10 protein-coding genes are annotated in these 15,421 nt (G+C 61.4%); 4 read left to right on the top strand and 6 right to left on the bottom strand.

From position 1 onward, the window contains the following. Positions 1–179: 179 nt before the first annotated feature. Positions 180–1,682, bottom strand: a complete 1,503-nt coding sequence (gene dacB / locus J0O65_RS12460; RefSeq protein WP_215407152.1) for a D-alanyl-D-alanine carboxypeptidase/D-alanyl-D-alanine endopeptidase — start codon at positions 1,680–1,682, stop codon at positions 180–182. An 8-nt stretch (positions 1,683–1,690) separates the two neighbouring features. Continuing rightward, entirely contained in the window at positions 1,691–2,929 is a 1,239-nt protein-coding gene (locus J0O65_RS12455) for a spore maturation protein (protein ID WP_034753725.1), read from the bottom strand. Positions 2,930–3,142: 213 nt separating this feature from the next. Between J0O65_RS12455 and J0O65_RS12450 the strand changes: the two genes are divergently transcribed. The 4 genes from J0O65_RS12450 to J0O65_RS12435 all read left to right on the top strand — a co-directional run bounded on the left by J0O65_RS12450 (position 3,143) and on the right by J0O65_RS12435 (position 10,121). Further along, a complete protein-coding gene (locus tag J0O65_RS12450) occupies positions 3,143–4,948 on the top strand; it encodes an ABC transporter substrate-binding protein (RefSeq protein WP_215407150.1) in 1,806 nt (601 codons plus the stop codon). A gap of 218 nt (positions 4,949–5,166) precedes the next feature. After that, positions 5,167–7,959: a TonB-dependent receptor gene (locus tag J0O65_RS12445; RefSeq protein ID WP_353056189.1), complete on the top strand. Its 2,793-nt coding sequence runs from the start codon at positions 5,167–5,169 to the stop codon at positions 7,957–7,959. An 88-nt stretch (positions 7,960–8,047) separates the two neighbouring features. Then, entirely contained in the window at positions 8,048–9,127 is a 1,080-nt protein-coding gene (locus J0O65_RS12440) for a S66 peptidase family protein (RefSeq protein WP_215407148.1), read from the top strand. 73 nt (positions 9,128–9,200) lie between these two features. Continuing rightward, positions 9,201–10,121, top strand: a complete 921-nt coding sequence (locus J0O65_RS12435) for a YihY/virulence factor BrkB family protein (protein WP_251373707.1) — start codon at positions 9,201–9,203, stop codon at positions 10,119–10,121. 377 nt (positions 10,122–10,498) lie between these two features. Here the strand turns inward: J0O65_RS12435 and J0O65_RS12430 are convergent, their stop codons facing one another. The 4 genes from J0O65_RS12430 to aceK form a co-directional block, all read right to left on the bottom strand. Continuing rightward, positions 10,499–11,626, bottom strand: coding sequence for an acyl-CoA dehydrogenase family protein (locus J0O65_RS12430; protein ID WP_215407146.1), 1,128 nt, complete (start codon positions 11,624–11,626; stop codon positions 10,499–10,501). Between the two features lie 39 nt (positions 11,627–11,665). Next, positions 11,666–12,334: an SDR family oxidoreductase gene (locus J0O65_RS12425; RefSeq protein ID WP_215407144.1), complete on the bottom strand. Its 669-nt coding sequence runs from the start codon at positions 12,332–12,334 to the stop codon at positions 11,666–11,668. 74 nt (positions 12,335–12,408) lie between these two features. Continuing rightward, a complete protein-coding gene (locus tag J0O65_RS12420) occupies positions 12,409–13,605 on the bottom strand; it encodes an acetyl-CoA C-acyltransferase (protein ID WP_215407142.1) in 1,197 nt (398 codons plus the stop codon). Further along, a complete protein-coding gene (aceK, locus tag J0O65_RS12415) occupies positions 13,602–15,401 on the bottom strand; it encodes a bifunctional isocitrate dehydrogenase kinase/phosphatase (RefSeq protein ID WP_215407140.1) in 1,800 nt (599 codons plus the stop codon). Before aceK ends, J0O65_RS12420 begins: the two co-directional genes overlap by 4 nt. Positions 15,402–15,421: the final 20 nt, after the last annotated feature.

The following is a 15,421-nucleotide window of genomic DNA, read 5'->3' as shown; positions in this document are numbered from 1 at the left end:
TTTGCGCCGATGATAGTGCTGCAACCAGTGTGAAAGTAGGTTATCGTCAGGCTTGTTATTCGCAGTAAGAGAAAAACCCGATCAGCGATGACCGGGTTTTTTTTCGTCTGCTGGTTTTGTCGGCAGACAGGCGAAAAAAAAGCAGCGCTGCGCGCTGCCTTTCTGTCTTTGCGCCCCTTTTATTGGCCAGCCACCACCGGCGTGACGCCGCTCCTGGCGACCCATTCGATCAGCGCATCGACGGCGGCGCGGCCATTGCCATTGCCCACCAGGTCGCTATTGATCATGGCGACCACCACACACAGCTGGTTATTGGCGTCGGGCACATAGCCGGCGATGGCCACCACATTCTTTAATGTGCCCGTCTTGATGCGGGCGCGCGCGGCGGCAGGACTGTTCAGCAGGCGCTTGCGCATGGTGCCGTCCAGCGCCACGATGGGCAGGCTGGACTGGAACTCGGGCGCCCACGGGCTTTGCTGCATCGCTTGCAAGACGCCTGCCAGTTGCGCCGGCGCAATCCGTCCCGTGCGCGACAAGCCTGAACCGTTGTCGACCAGCATGCCCTGGGTATCGATACGGTGCCGCTGGAACCATTCCTGGATCACTTGCCGTGCGCGCGTGGCCGTATCTTCCGGCGCCGCCATGGCGACGGGGCGGCTGCCCAGCCAGCCATCGCTTTGCAAGCTGCCCAGGCTCAGGAACAAGGTGCGGGCCAGGGTATTGTCGGACGTCTTGTTGATATCGCGCAGCACCTCCGGCAAGGCCCTGGCTACGTGGTCGGCCAGCATGCGCGTGCCGACCGGTTCGGCCGTCGGCGGCAAGCCCGTAAACGGTGCTTCGCGCACCGCGCCCGTGATTGTGCCGCCCAGGCGTTTCCAGGTGGCGCGGAACAAACGGTCCGCATAATCGTTGCGATCAAGCACATTGATACTGGTGGCCTTGCTGCAGTTTTGCGGGAAGGTGCCATGCAGGATCACCTGCAGCTTGCCGCTCGCATCGCGCCGGTATTCGGGCGGGCGCCAGCCGTCTTCCCAGCGGGCGCAGCTGCCCTTGACGAGTTTCATGTCGCTCGTGATGCTGACGTTCTCGAGCGGCGGCTGCATGAGGATGCTCAATTGCCGATCCGTCGAGTTCATGTTGATATCGAGCAGATTGGTGTTCAGCAATAAGGCATCGGGAATGACGTTGTAACGGAATTCGGCCGACTCGTCGAAGGGCGGCGCGCCGATGTCGGGCCGGGCCGGCTGGAACAGCTGGCGGTCGAGAATTAAATCTCCCTTGATCTTATGGATGCCCTGGGTGCGCAGGGTTTGCAGCATGTGCGCGAGCACGTCCGCATTGAAATCCGTGTCGGCGCCGCCGCGCAGGATCAAATCACCCTTCAGTACGCCATTGATGACGTCGGCGCTGGTGCGCAACTCCGTGCGGCCGCGGAAGATGGGACCGAGCTGCTCCAGGCCCACGGCCGTCGTTACCAGCTTCATGGTGGAGGCGGGCTGCATGCTGCGCTCGGCACCATGCGACAGCACGGTGGTGTTGCCGCGCAAAACGATGGCGCCCATGGCTTCGTCGGGAATATTCGCGCTGCGCAGCAGCAGGCTGACGGATTCGGGCAATTGCGCGTGGGCCGTCGACAGGCCGAGACCAGCCAACAGCGCAGCCATCAGGACAGGACGTAACATGGTGCTCCTTAGTGGAAAAAGACGTAGGCAACGAAGACGGCGGTGATCACGCCAGCCAGATCGGCGATCAGGCCGGCCGTGATGGCATAGCGCGTCTTGCGGATGCCGACGGAACCGAAATACAGGGCCACGATATAGAAGGTGGTGTCGGCCGAGCCCTGGAAGACGCAGGCCAGGCGGCCGACGAAGGAGTCGACGCCGTAGGTATTCATGGCGTCGATCATCATGGCTTTTGAGCCGGAACCGCTGAGCGGCTTCATCATTGCCGTCGGCAGGGCGGGCACGAAGTCCGTATTGATGCCCAGGTTGGCGAAGAACCAGTTCATGCCGCTCATCAGGAAATTGAATACGCCCGCGTTGCGGATCACGCTGATGGCCACCAGCATGCCGACCAGGTAGGGAATCACAGTGATCGAGGTCTGGATGCCGCCCTTCGCCCCCTCGATGAAGGCGTCATACACATTCACCTTCTTGCGCAGGGCGCCGATGATGAAGATGGCGATGACGCTGATCAACACCAGGTTGCTGACCACTTTGGAGACCAGTTCGATTTCCTGCTTCGTCAGGTATTGCGTGAAGTACCAGATCATGGCGACGATGGCGCTCGTCATGCCGCCCATCCAGCCCAGCACGACCCGGTTGAGCAAGTTGATGCGTTGCTTGATGGAGACCGTGATGATGCCGACCATGGTGGCCACATAGGTGGCGATCATGCACGGGATAAAGATGTCGGACGGATCGGCGGCGCCGAGGATCGAGCGCTGCGCCATGATGGCCAGCGGAATCAGGGTCAGGCCCGAGGTGTGCAGCACCAGGAACATGATCTGCGCATTCGTCGCCTCTTCCTTGTTCGGATTCAAGGTTTGCAGGCTCTCCATGGCTTTCAAGCCGAACGGCGTGGCCGCATTGTCCAGTCCCAGCAGGTTGGCCGAGAAATTCATCACCATGTGGCCCGTGGCCGGATGGTCTTTCGGAATTTCCGGGAAGATGCGCGAAAAGAAGGGCGCGATCACTTTCGCCAGCCAGCCGACGATGCCCGCCTTCTCGCCGATGTTCATGATACCCAGCCACAAGGTCATCACGCCGGCCAGCGGCAGGGCGATATCCATCACGCCCATGCGCGCCGTTTCGAACGTGCCATCGATGATGCGCTTGAAGATATCGGTATCGCCGAGAAACAGCCACTGCAGCACCGCAGCCAGGAAGCCAACGAGGAAAAAGCCGGACCAGATGTAATTAAGTGCCATATGCGATCAGTTCTGTGTGTCGGGAGTGAAAAATGTCTGCAAACAAAGTATAGGGGCAGCCCGATACGAGTTGATGAAAGAATGCAGCAATCGCATGCCAAAAAGTTATAAGCTGGCAGCCTGTTTTCATTGGCGCCCCGTCGCTTGCCCGCGTAGTGTGGGGGATGCCTGTCGCTTAGCGCCGTTCGTTACCTTGTCTGTACTGGATCACTGATGATGTTTTTACGCAAAACCGCCTGCGCCGCCGGCCTGGCTCTGTTGACGCTGTTCACTGTAGCGGCCCATGCCGCCACCGATGCCCGCGCGAACAAGACCCTGCACTTGTTTTTGAGTACCAGCGAGACGGGCCTGGACCCGGCCGTGGCGTCGGACCTGGCCAGCCTGAACTTGATGGAAAACATCTTTGACCCGCTGCTGCGCTATGACTACCTGGCGCGCCCCGTGCAATTGCAGGGCAATACGGCGCGCGGCATGCCGACGGTCGAAGATGGCGGCCGCACGTATATCTTTCAGATACAGCCCGGTATTTTCTTCACACCCGATCCCGCCTTCAAGGGCAAGCCGCGCGAAGTGACGGCGCAGGATTATGTGTACAGCCTGACGCGGCTGTACGACCCGGCGCTGAAGTCGCCGTGGTTGTTCTTGTTGGAAGATAAGCTCGTCGGCGATGCCGCCCTGAAAAGCCGTTTCAGCTACGACACGCCGATCGCCGGCTTGCAGGCGCTGGACAAATACACCTTGCGCATCCGCCTGAACGGCGTCGACCCGAACTTCCTGTTTTACCTGGCCATGCCGGCGACAGCCGTGGTGGCGCGCGAAGTGGCCGAAGCGTATGCGGCGCCGGGGCAGATCGGCAATCACCCTGTGGGCACGGGGCCGTTCCTCGTCAAGGAGTGGAAGCGCAGCGACAAGATCGTGCTGCAGGCCAATCCGACTTTCCGTCCCACCGTGTTCCATACGGAAGCCAAGGCGCTGGCCGCCTTGCCGGTTGACGCGCGCGCCATCGCCACCGCGCTGGAAGGCCAGCGCTTGCCCCTGGTCGAGCGCATCGAGGTGCGCATCGTCGAGGAGTATCAATCGCGCATGCTGGGCTTTTTGAAGGGCGAATTCGATTACCTGGAGCAAGTGCCCGAATCGATGACGGATATGGTGCTGGAAAACGGCGCCCTGAAACCGGCGCTGGCCGCCAAGGGCTTGCAACTGACGCGCTTTCCCGTGCTGCAGACGTATTACATGTGGATGAACATGGACGACCCCGTGCTGGGCGGCTATACGAAAGACAGGCTGGCCCTGCGGCGCGCCATCGCCCTCAGCTACAACAGCCGCGAAGATATCGCCTTGCTGAAAAAAGGCCTGGCCTTGCCGGCGCAGTCACCGCTGCCGCCGAATGTGCTCGGTTACGACAAGAGCTATCGCAGTCCCGTCGGCTACGATCCCGCGCTGGCGCGCGCCTTGCTGGAGCGCTTCGGCTACAAGGCGGGCGTTGACGGTTTCCGCACACAGCCCGATGGCACGCCCCTGATCCTGACCATGCATACGGAACCGAGCACGGTGGGGCGCCTGCGCGATGAATTATGGCGCCGCAACCTGAACGCCATCGGCTTGCGCGTGGAGTTTAAAAGCGACAAGAAGACGGAAATCATCAAGGCTTCGCGCCTGGGCAAGGTGCAGATGTTCGAGACCAACTGGATCGCCGACTTCCCCGACGGCGATAACTTTATGCAATTGTTGTATGGCGGCAACGTTGGCCGCGCCAACTATGCCCGCTTCAACTTGCCCGATTACAATAAACGCTATGAGGAGGCGCGCCTGCTATCCGATACGCCGCGCCGACGCAGTCTGTACTTCGACCTGTTTCAGCTGATCCACGCTTACACGCCGTGGGTGCTGCTGACGCATCCCATCTCTGCCGACCTGCAGCAACCGTGGCTAAAAAACTACAGGCGCCACCCCGTGGAATTCACGTCCTGGCGCTACCTGGACGTCGATCCCGCCAAGGGGCGCCCCGCAGGCAAGTGACCACGCCGCTGAAAAGGGCATTCATTCCAAAAAGTTATGGTTAGGAAAGCATTTTTCATTGGCTGGGCCCGGATGCATCGCGCTACTCTGAAAATGAAAACAAATAAAGTCATGCGCAAATGTCATAAAAAAATGTACCGCGAGACAGACAGCTGCGACGTGAAAAAACAGCCTGACTTGATAACTCAAGTTTCGATTGCCCAACAAGGAGAAGACCTGTGAAATTGAAGAAGCTAGCGCAGTTGGTGGCATTGATGGGGGTGGTGGGGCCGGTGATGGCACAGGAAGCGGCGGCGCCAGCGATGCAACGGGTTGAAGTGACGGGCAGCAGCATCAAGCGCGTGGCCAAGGAAGGTGCGCTGCCGGTGCAAGTCATCTCGTTTGACCAGATCGAAAAGCAGGGCATCACGACGACCGAACAGCTGGTGCGCACCCTGTCGGCGAACGGTACGGGCGCCGATAACATGACTTCCGGCAATAACGTGTTTGGCGCCGATGCCGACCGGGTCAGCGGCGGCGCCTCGTTCGCCTCGCTGCGCGGCCTGGGACCGTCGAGCACCCTGGTGCTGCTGAACGGTCGCCGCATCGCCACGCACGGCGCCAGCGGCAAGTCGGTCGACCTGAACTCGATCCCGCTGGGCGCGATTTCGCGCGTGGAAATCCTCAAGGATGGCGCCTCGGCCATCTACGGCACGGACGCCATCGGCGGCGTGATCAATTTCATTCTGAAAACCAATTACAGCGGCGTGGAAGCGTCCGTCTCGACCAACGACACGCAGGCCGGCGGCGGCGCCACGCGCCGCGCTTCCCTGCTGGCCGGCACGGGTTCGCTGGACACGGACCGCTACAACATCATGGCCAGCCTGACCGTCGACAAGGCGCAGCAGCTCAATGGCCGCGACCGCTCCTTCGTCAACGGCTACCAGCCGGGCCGCGGCCTGTCGCCCGATACCACGGGCACGCCGTTTGCCAACCAGATGTCGGGGCCGGACACGGCACTGCAAATCCCCAATCCTGATCCGAAAAAACCAGGGACGTTTATTGGCGGTTACACCTTGCCTGGCGACCCGACGGTGTATTTGCAAGCCAATCCCCTGAGCTTCCAGGGCAAGTGCGACAGCATCGCCGGCATGTCGCAGTATCAGACGGAACTGTGGAAAGACGTGACCTCACCGCGCAGCACCACGCATTCGTGTGCGTATGACTACGGCGCCGACTATGTGCTGCAATTCCCTGTGGAACGGGTCAATTTCCTGTCGCGCGGCACCTTCAAGCTGGCGCCCGACCACCGCATGTTTGTCGAAGTGCTCGGTTCGCGCACCAAGGCCACGGCGATCCTGACGCCGATGCAGGTGCAGACGAGCATTGCCAACAAGGCCGTGTATCCGGTGGGCGGCGCGTATTACCAGGATTTGTCGGCCTACATCCCCACGTTCGACAAGAGCAAGCCGATTTCCTACAAATGGCGCGCCAATGACGTGGGCAACCGCACGCAGGAAAATACCACCGACAATGCCCGCGTGCTGGTGGGCTTTGAGGGGAACTTCGGCAAGTGGGATTACAAGGCCGGCATTTCGCGCGCCGAAAGCAGCACCAAGACCAAGCTGACGGATGGCTATTCCTATACGGACAAGCTGTACGCGGCGCTGGCCAGCGGCATCATCAATCCGTGGGTGGGCGCCGGCCAGAGCCAGACGGAAGCGGCCAAGCAATTGATCGAATCGACCAAGTTCCGTGGCGACTTCCAGCACGGCAAGACGACCCTGACGCAGATCGACGGTTCCGTTTCGGGCGAGCTGTTCCAGCTGCCGGCCGGTGCGCTGGCCATGGCGGCCGGCTTTGACTTGCGCCGCGAAGGCTACAGCTTTGGACAGGACGTCGACGCCACGCAGATCCTGCTGGCGCCGGGCAATGCCGCATTGAAAGATGCCAGCCGTACCGTCAAGGCCGTGTATGCGGAATTGCTGGTGCCGGTCACGAAGGACCTGGAAATGCAGCTGGCCATCCGCCGCGACGATTACAGCCTGGTGGGCGCGACGACGAATCCGAAGGTGGCCTTCCGCTACCAGCCGACCGACTTCCTGCTGTTCCGCGGTTCGGCCAGCAAGGGTTTTCTCGCGCCTAGCTTCCAGCAGCTGTATTCCGGTTCGCTGAGCCAGGAATTGCCGAACGGCGTGGTCGACCAGGAAGGTTGCGCCAAGCATCCGGGCGTGCCCGAATATTGCGCCATCGACCGCCTCGACTACAAGACGGGCGGCAATACCAACTTGAAACCGGAAACGTCGAAGCAAGGCAGCGTCGGTTTTGTCATCGAACCGGTGAAGGGCTATTCGGCTTCGTTCGACTACTGGGCCATCAATACCAAGGACCGCATCCTGAACCGCACGCCGCAAATCGTGCTGGCCAACTATCAGGCGCTGAACCAGTACATCCACCGCAATCCGGACGGCACCATCGACTACGTGCAGGCGGGCTGGATCAATGCGGCAGGCAGCCGCGTGCGCGGCCTCGACGTGGGCTTGCGCGGCGAAGGCAAGGTCCAGGACGTGAAATGGACGGCGACCCTGGACGGCACGTATATGGACAGCTTCAAGTTTGCGGAATATCAAGGCCAGGAATACCAGGAGCTGGTCGGCAAGTTTTATACGCGCGATCTGTACCTGCGCTGGAAACACAATGCCAGCTTCGGCGTGTCGCGCGGCGACTGGAGCGGCTTGCTGATCCAGAGTTTCTCGTCGGGCTACAAGGACCAGTTGCCGAACGGCGGCAAGGGCGCGCCGCCACCTGGCTTCAAGCCGGACGTGTCCAGCTACACCACGTATAACTTGTCTGGCACGTACACGGGCTTCAAAAATACCACCATCACCGTGGGTATCCAGAACCTGTTCGACCGCGATCCGCCGTTCACCGCGCACAACGTGGATGAAGTGGTGGGCGCCGGCTGGGACCCGCGCGTGGCCGACCCGCGCGGCCGTTCGCTGTCGTTCCAGCTGAAGTACAAGTTCATGTAAGGCAACCATGCCGGCGGTGATCCCGCCAGCATGCTAACCTCGTGCGGCGGCGCCTGGCGTCGCCGTTTTTATTCCAGGAAAGGGCCGCATGTCCAGTCAGACCAATCTCAGCCGGCGCCGCTTCGGCGGCTTGCTGGCCGCCACTGTGGGGGCGGCAGGCACACCGGCATGGGCGGCGGCCGCGCAAGGGAAGGGCAAACGCATGCAACAGCAACACGCATTGATCAAACCGGCGCGCCTGCGCCAGGGCGACTTGGTCGCCATCATCGCGCCGGGCGGTTTTACGGATGACGACGCCATCGCCAAGGCCCAGCGCAATATCGAATCGCTGGGTTTGCGCGCCAGCCTGGGCAGCAACATTCGCGCCGTGCATGGCAACTATGCGGGCACGGTGCAGCAGCGCCTCGACGACTTGCACGCGGCTTTTTCCGACCCGGAAGTCAAGGCCATCTGGGCCATCCGTGGCGGTTCCGGCTGCATCTCGCTGCTGGCGCTGCTCGACTATGCCTTGATCCGGCGCCATCCGAAGGTGCTGATCGGCTATTCCGACATCACGGCCCTGCACCTGGCCATCGCCAGCCAGACCGGGCTGGTGACCTTCCACGGCCCCGTGGCTTCATCGACGTTTTCCGATTACACGGTGACGCAGCTGCAAAACGTGCTGATGACGCCGCAAGACAGTTACACGATCCCGATGGCGCTGGAGAATCACCGCCGCGCGCAGACGCAGCCGAATTTCGCCATCCGCACCGTGCATGGCGGCCAGGCGACGGGACGCTTGACGGGCGGCAACCTGTGCATGGTCAGCGCGCTGGCCGGCACGCCGTATGCGGCCGATTTTCGCGAACACATCCTGTTCCTTGAAGAAATCAACGAAGTGCCCTACCGCATCGACCGCATGCTGTGCCAGCTCGACCTGTCCATCGGTTTCAAGCACGCGGCGGCGTTGATGCTGGGCATCTTCGAGCATTGCGAGGCGGCCGAGGGCGATACGGCGCTGAGCCTGGACGAAACCCTGAACCAGCATCTGCAGCCATTGCAGGTGCCGGCCGTCAGCGGCTATTCGTTCGGCCACATCCGCCACCAGTTCACGATACCGATGGGCATCCTCGCCACGCTCGATGCGGACCGGCAAACCTTGACCTTGCTGGAAGCTGCCGTCAGCTAGTCTGTTCGTTCGCGCACGGCACAGTACGGGGATAGTCAGTATGCTAGGGGGATGTGCGGCAAGGCATCGGGCCATGCCGACATCCTTGAACGGTTTGCTCATGATCAACCGCCGCGCCAGCGCCTACATTTTGAGCCACCCGCTGGCCTTCGCGCTGCAGGTGCTGAAGGGATTCCGCGCCAACCAGGGATTGCTGCTGGCGGGCGCCGTCGCGTATTACTCGCTGCTCTCCATCGTGCCCCTGCTGATGCTGGTGGTGGTGGCCCTGTCGCACGTGATCGCGCAGGACGAATTGCTGCAAACAATCGGCCATTACCTGGAATGGCTGGTGCCGGGGCAATCGAAGGCCATCGTGGGCGAGATCGCGCATTTCCTCGACAACCGGGGCGTGATCGGCTGGCTCTTGCTGCTGACCATGCTGTTTTTCAGCTCCTTGGCGTTTACCGTGCTGGAAAACGCCATGAGCGTGATTTTCATCCACCGCGTGGCCATCCGCCGCCGCCATTTCCTCATTTCCGCCGTGCTGCCGTATTGCTACATCCTGTGCCTGGGCGTGGGCATCTTGCTGATCACCCTGGTGGCGGGCGGCTTGCAGGTGATGGGCGAGGAAAGCGTGCGTTTCCTGCGCCACGACTGGGGCCTGGAAGGCGTCTCCGGCGTGCTGCTGTATTTGCTGGGGCTGGCGGGAGAAATTCTTGTACTGAGCTCGATCTACCTGGTCATGCCGGTCGGAAGGCTGTCGATCACGCATGCGCTGATCGGCGGCGTGACGGCGGCCCTGCTGTGGGAAATCGCCCGCCATGTGCTGGTCTGGTATTTTTCCACCTTGTCGCAGGTGAATATCGTGTATGGCTCGATGACGACGGCCATCGTCGTCATGTTCAGCCTGGAAATCGGCGCCACCCTGCTGCTGCTGGGCGCGCAAGTGATTTCCGAATACGAAAGGGTGGCCCGTGGCGGCGCGGAAGACAAGCCACTGGCGCTAAGGACTTGATTTAAAAAGGTTGTTGCAATGCACAAAAAGCTGTGCTATACTCTGTTCAGTGATTGAGATTCGCTTGCGAATAGTCTCACTATCCAGGCTCAGCGCGGCGACCGACAGGTGTAATGTCGATGGCGTGACAGTGCGAAAGCGTGGATTTTGTAATTCCGGATACGATGGTCGATTTACACTTGGAGTCACCATGCAGATAGCATGGGAGTCCGAAAATCAGGAGGCACTTTGCAGATAGCACTGGCGTCCATGACACGATTAAAGCATTGGTAATACATTGGAACGAAGCCCGCGACCGCGGGCTTTTTTTTCGTCCATCGTTGGCAGTCGCTCGGGGTCAGACCCGGCGGGTCTGACCCCAGCATTTGCCGTGGGGTTTATAAAGCCCGCGCAATCAAAATCTTCTGGATATCGCTGGTCCCCTCATAAATCTGGCACACGCGCACGTCGCGGTAGATGCGCTCGACGGGGAAGTCGGACACATAACCGTAGCCGCCGTGCACCTGAATGGCGTCCGAGCACACTTTTTCCGCCATTTCCGACGCGAACAGCTTGGCCATGGCCGCTTCCTTCAGGCAGGGCAAGCCCGCATCCTTCATGGCCGCCGCGTGGCGTATCAGCTGGCGCGCCGCCTCGATCTGCGTGGCCATGTCGGCCAGGCGGAATTGCACGGCCTGGTGCTCATAGATGGGTTTGCCGAAGCTTTCGCGCTCGCGCGCATAGCCCAAGGCCGCCTCATACGCGGCGCGCGCCATGCCCACGGCTTGCGAGGCGATGCCGATGCGTCCCCCTTCCAGGCCGGACAGGGCGATCTTGTAGCCTTGTCCTTCCTCGCCGATCAGGTTTTCCGCGGGGATGCGGCAGTTGTCGAACAGGATCTGCGCCGTGTCCGACGAGTGCTGCCCCATCTTCTGTTCCAGTCCCGCCACGATGTAGCCGGGCGTGTTCGTCGGCACCCAGAAGGCGCTGATGCCGCGCTTGCCGGCCGCCTTGTCGGTGACGGCCATGACGATGGCCACGTCCGCATATTTTCCGCTGGTAATGAATTGCTTCGTGCCGTTGATCACGTAGTCATTGCCGTCGAGGGTGGCCGTCGTGCGCAGGGCCGAGGCGTCGCTGCCCGTGTGCGGTTCCGTCAGGCAAAATGCCCCCAACATCGTGCCTTGCGCCAGCGGGCGCAGCCACTTTTCCTGTTGCGCGTCGTTCGCATACATCATGGCGATGCTGCACACGGGGCAATTGTTGACGGAGATGATGGTCGACGTGCCGCCATCGCCGGCGGCGATTTCTTCCAGCACCAGGGCCAGGGATACGTAGTCGAGGCCGGCGCCACCGAGCGCTTCCGGCACGGCCACGCCAAAGGCGCCCAGGGCGGCCAGCTCCTGCAATTCTTCCTTGGGGAAATGATGTTCCTTGTCCCAGCGGGCCGCGTTGGGCGCCAGGCGCTCGCGCGAAAAACTACGCAGCGCTTCCTGGATCATGGTCTGTTCTTCATTGAGTATCATGGGACGTCGTCTCGTTTGTTTTTATGGTGTGTGGGGGAATTACCAGGCGATGGGCTTGCCATCGTAGTTGCGGAACACGGCTTTGTCCGTGGCCGGCAGGCTGGCCAGGGTGGCGCGGATGCCGGCGGCGCTTTCCTCAGGCGAAATATCGGCGCCGGCGCCGCCCATGTCCGTGCGCACCCAGCCCGGGTGGAAAGCAACGCAGCTGACGCCTTGCGGGCCATGCACGAGGGCCGTGTCGATCAGCACGGAATTCAGGGCCGCCTTGCTGGCGCGGTACAGCGAACCGCTGGGATTGCCGCGCTCGCTCAGGGAACCCATGTGCGAAGACAGCACGGCGAGTTTACCCTTGGCATTGGCCACCAGCGGCGCCAGGATCGGCAGCAGCCGCATGGCCGCCAGCACGTTGGTGTGCATGACGAGGTCGAAATCGGCTTGCGCGGGGAAACCGTCGTGGCGGGGGCCGTACACGCCCGCGTTGAGGATGGCCACGTCGAGTTTTTCATCGTCGAGCTTCCAGCCCAGGCCGGCGCAGCCTTCCACGTCCGTCACGTCGAGCTGGTGCGCTTCCGCGCCCAGTTGCTTGAGCTCTGCACAAGCGTCCGGTGTGCGCGCCGTGGCGATGACGCGCCAGCCATCGTGGCGGTATTTACGGACGAGCTCGTGGCCGATGCCGCGCGAGGCGCCGATGATCAATGCGGTAGGCATATGTGTTCTCCCTGAAAATAAAATGAAAGGGCGCGCACCGTGAACCGCGGTGCGCGCCCGTGCTCAGGAAGAGCTTATACCAGTTCGATCGCCATCGCCGTCGCTTCGCCGCCGCCGATGCACAGGGCAGCCACGCCGCGCTTGCCGCCGGTTTTCTTCAAGGCGCCCAGCAGGGTGACGATGATGCGTGCGCCCGAGGCGCCGATCGGGTGGCCCAGCGCGCACGCGCCGCCGTGGATGTTGATCTTGCTGTGCGGAATGTCGAGGTCGTGCATGGCGGCCATGGGCACGGCCGCGAACGCTTCATTGATCTCGAACAAGTCGACATTGCTGCTGCTCCAGCCCGTCTTGGCGTAGAGTTTTTTCACCGCGCCGATGGGGGCCGTGGTGAACTCGTTCGGCGCCTGCGCATGCGTGGCGTGGCCGTGGATTTTCGCGATGACGGTGCAGCCCAGCTTTTTCGCCGTCGATTCGCGCATCAGCACGAGGGCTGCCGCGCCATCGTTGATCGACGAGGACGAGGCGGCCGTGATGGTGCCATCTTTCTTGAAGGCGGCCTTCAAGGTGGGGATTTTTTCCAGGCGGGCCTTTTGCGGGCCTTCGTCGAGGCTGACGACGGTGTCGCCGCCGCGGCCGGAGACGGTCACGGGCGCGATTTCCCATTCGAAACTGCCATCCTTGGTGGCCGCTTGCGCCCGTTTGACGGATTCGATGGCGAAGGCATCCTGCGCTTCGCGCGTGAAGGCGTACTGGCTGGCGCACTCTTCGGCAAACGTGCCCATCGAGCGGGCATTGCCCTTTTCATCGCGGCTGTAGGCGTCTTCCAGGCCGTCCATCATCATGTGGTCATAGATCATGCCGTGGCCGATGCGGTAGCCGCCGCGCGCCTTCGGCACCAGGTAGGGAGCGTTGGTCATCGATTCCATGCCGCCCGCCACCACCACGTCGGCGCTGCCGGCGAGCAGGGTGTCATGCGCGAACATGGTCGTCTGCATGGCCGAGCCGCACATTTTCGACAGGGTCACGGCGCCCGTGGAATCGGGCAAGCCAGCCTTGCGCAAGGCTTGGCGGGCGGGCGCCTGGCCTTGGCCAGCCATCAGGCAATTGCCGAAATACACGTGTTCAACGGCGTCCGGCGCCACGCCGGCCCGTTCGACGGCGGCGCGAATGGCCACGGCGCCCAGGTCGCTGGCGGTGACGTTGGCAAAGTCGCCCTGGAAGGCGCCCATGGGGGTGCGCGCGGCACCGACGATTACGACTGGATCATTCATGTTGGATCTCCGGTTAAGGGTGGGGATGGTGACTGCATACAAAAACGCAGGTGCTGCGGATAAGGGAAGACGTCCTCGATATGGCCGTCTTCGATGCGCTGCTTGCGCGCCTGCCAATATTGCGCCGTCAGCAGGTCGGCATGGTGCTGCATGAAATAGCGGCGGATGCGGGGATTGCCCAGCAGGAAGGTGCCGAATTGTTCGGGAAACACATCGTGCTTGCCGATGGGATACCACGGTTCGGCCGACATTTCTTCCTCCTCCGTGCGCGCCTCGGGGATGACGCGGAACTGGCAATCGGTGATGTACTCGATTTCATCGTAATCGTAAAAAACGACACGCTGATGACGGGTCACGCCAAAGTTTTTGTACAGCATGTCGCCCGGAAAAATATTCGCCGCCACCAGTTCCTTGATGGCGTTGCCGTACTCGACGATGGCGTGTTCGACCAGGTCATCGCGGCCTTCCTTCTCGGCATTGCTCAGCCACATGTTCAGCGGCACCATGCGCCGCTCGATGTACAGGTGGCGGATGATGATCTGCTCGTGGTCTTCCTCGATCAGCGAGGGCGCGAACTGTTTCAGTTCGGCCAGCAATTCCGCGGCAAAACGGGCGCGGGGAAAGGCCACGTTGGAATACTCGAGCGTGTCGGCCATGCGGCCCACGCGGTCGTGGTGCTTCACCAGCAAATACTTTTGCTGGACTTGCGCGCGCGTCGTTTCCTTGGGCGGCGGGAAAAAATCCTTGATCACCTTGAAGACATAGGGGAACGACGGCAGGGCAAACACCAGCATCACCAGGCCGCGGATGCCGGGCGCGCTTTCGAAGTGGTCCGACGAGTGTTTCAAGTGCTGCAGGTAGTCGCGGTAAAACAGCGTCTTGCCCTGTTTTTGCAGGCCCAGTATCGTATAAATTTCACTGCGCGGTTTGCGCGGCAGCAAGCTGCGCAGGAATTGCACATACGCCGACGGCACTTCCATATCGACCAGGAAATAGGCGCGCGTAAATGAAAACAGCACGGCAATCTGCTGCTGCTCGAACAGTACCGTGTCGAGCACCAGCTCGCCGTGACGGTTGTGCAGGATGGGCACGACAAACGGGTATTCGCGGTTGCCGTTGATGCCCTTGCCGACCAGGTAGGCGCCCTTGTTGCGGTAGAACAAACTGGTCAAGACCTGAATCTGGTGGTTCGGCTCCAGCCGGTCGCCGCCGAACAGCTGCTGCAGCCGCGCTTCCACCTGGGCCACGTCGCGTTCCAGGTTGGCAAATGCGCAGTCCAGCTGGAAGTGCGTCAACATGCGCGTCAGGGTGTGGCGCAAGCCATCCTGGCCGGGGTAATACACGCGGTAGGTGGGCACCGGCTCTTGCGTTTCGATATATTCCGTGGAAACGACGGGGCGCACGAAAATATAGTCGTTATTGAAATACGTGCGGTGCAGGATGTTGCAGCAGACGGAATTGAAGAAGGTTTCCGCCAGTTCCGGCTGCTTATGTTCCGTCAACATGCCGATGTAGTGCAGCTTGAGTTCGCGCCACACTTCGTCGCTCAACTCCGACTCTTCATACTCATCTTCGAGCATCTGCACGCATTCCTGCACGCGCTTGTCATAGAAATCGATGCGTTCGCGGGCCGCCGTCTGTGCCGCGGACCAGGCGCCTTGCTCGAAATACCGCTTGGCGTGCTGGCTGGTTGCGCGGAACAGGCGGTAATGCTTGTCGAAGCCGTCGCGGATGGTGCGCGCGATATCGAATGCAATCTGCGAAGAGAGCAATTTGGGGAAGGCAATGTGCGTCATATCTGTGCTCGCATGAATGG

Origin of the sequence: Janthinobacterium sp. JC611, from assembly GCF_018682595.1 — a bacterium.
Lineage (GTDB): Bacteria > Pseudomonadota > Gammaproteobacteria > Burkholderiales > Burkholderiaceae_D > Janthinobacterium.
This window is presented reverse-complemented; position numbering and strand designations above follow the sequence as displayed.

What these genes read in the sequence shown, in the direction of transcription:
- J0O65_RS12435 (WP_251373707.1), top strand. Translation starts at nt 9,201, where the DNA reads ATGCCGACATCCTTGAACGGTTTGCTCATGATCAACCGCCGCGCCAGC.
- J0O65_RS12450 (WP_215407150.1), top strand. Translation starts at nt 3,143, where the DNA reads ATGATGTTTTTACGCAAAACCGCCTGCGCCGCCGGCCTGGCTCTGTTG.
- J0O65_RS12455 (WP_034753725.1), bottom strand. Translation starts at nt 2,929, where the DNA reads ATGGCACTTAATTACATCTGGTCCGGCTTTTTCCTCGTTGGCTTCCTG.
- J0O65_RS12420 (WP_215407142.1), bottom strand. Translation starts at nt 13,605, where the DNA reads ATGAATGATCCAGTCGTAATCGTCGGTGCCGCGCGCACCCCCATGGGC.
- aceK (WP_215407140.1), bottom strand. Translation starts at nt 15,401, where the DNA reads ATGACGCACATTGCCTTCCCCAAATTGCTCTCTTCGCAGATTGCATTC.
- dacB (WP_215407152.1), bottom strand. Translation starts at nt 1,682, where the DNA reads ATGTTACGTCCTGTCCTGATGGCTGCGCTGTTGGCTGGTCTCGGCCTG.
- J0O65_RS12425 (WP_215407144.1), bottom strand. Translation starts at nt 12,334, where the DNA reads ATGCCTACCGCATTGATCATCGGCGCCTCGCGCGGCATCGGCCACGAG.
- J0O65_RS12430 (WP_215407146.1), bottom strand. Translation starts at nt 11,626, where the DNA reads ATGATACTCAATGAAGAACAGACCATGATCCAGGAAGCGCTGCGTAGT.
- J0O65_RS12440 (WP_215407148.1), top strand. Translation starts at nt 8,048, where the DNA reads ATGTCCAGTCAGACCAATCTCAGCCGGCGCCGCTTCGGCGGCTTGCTG.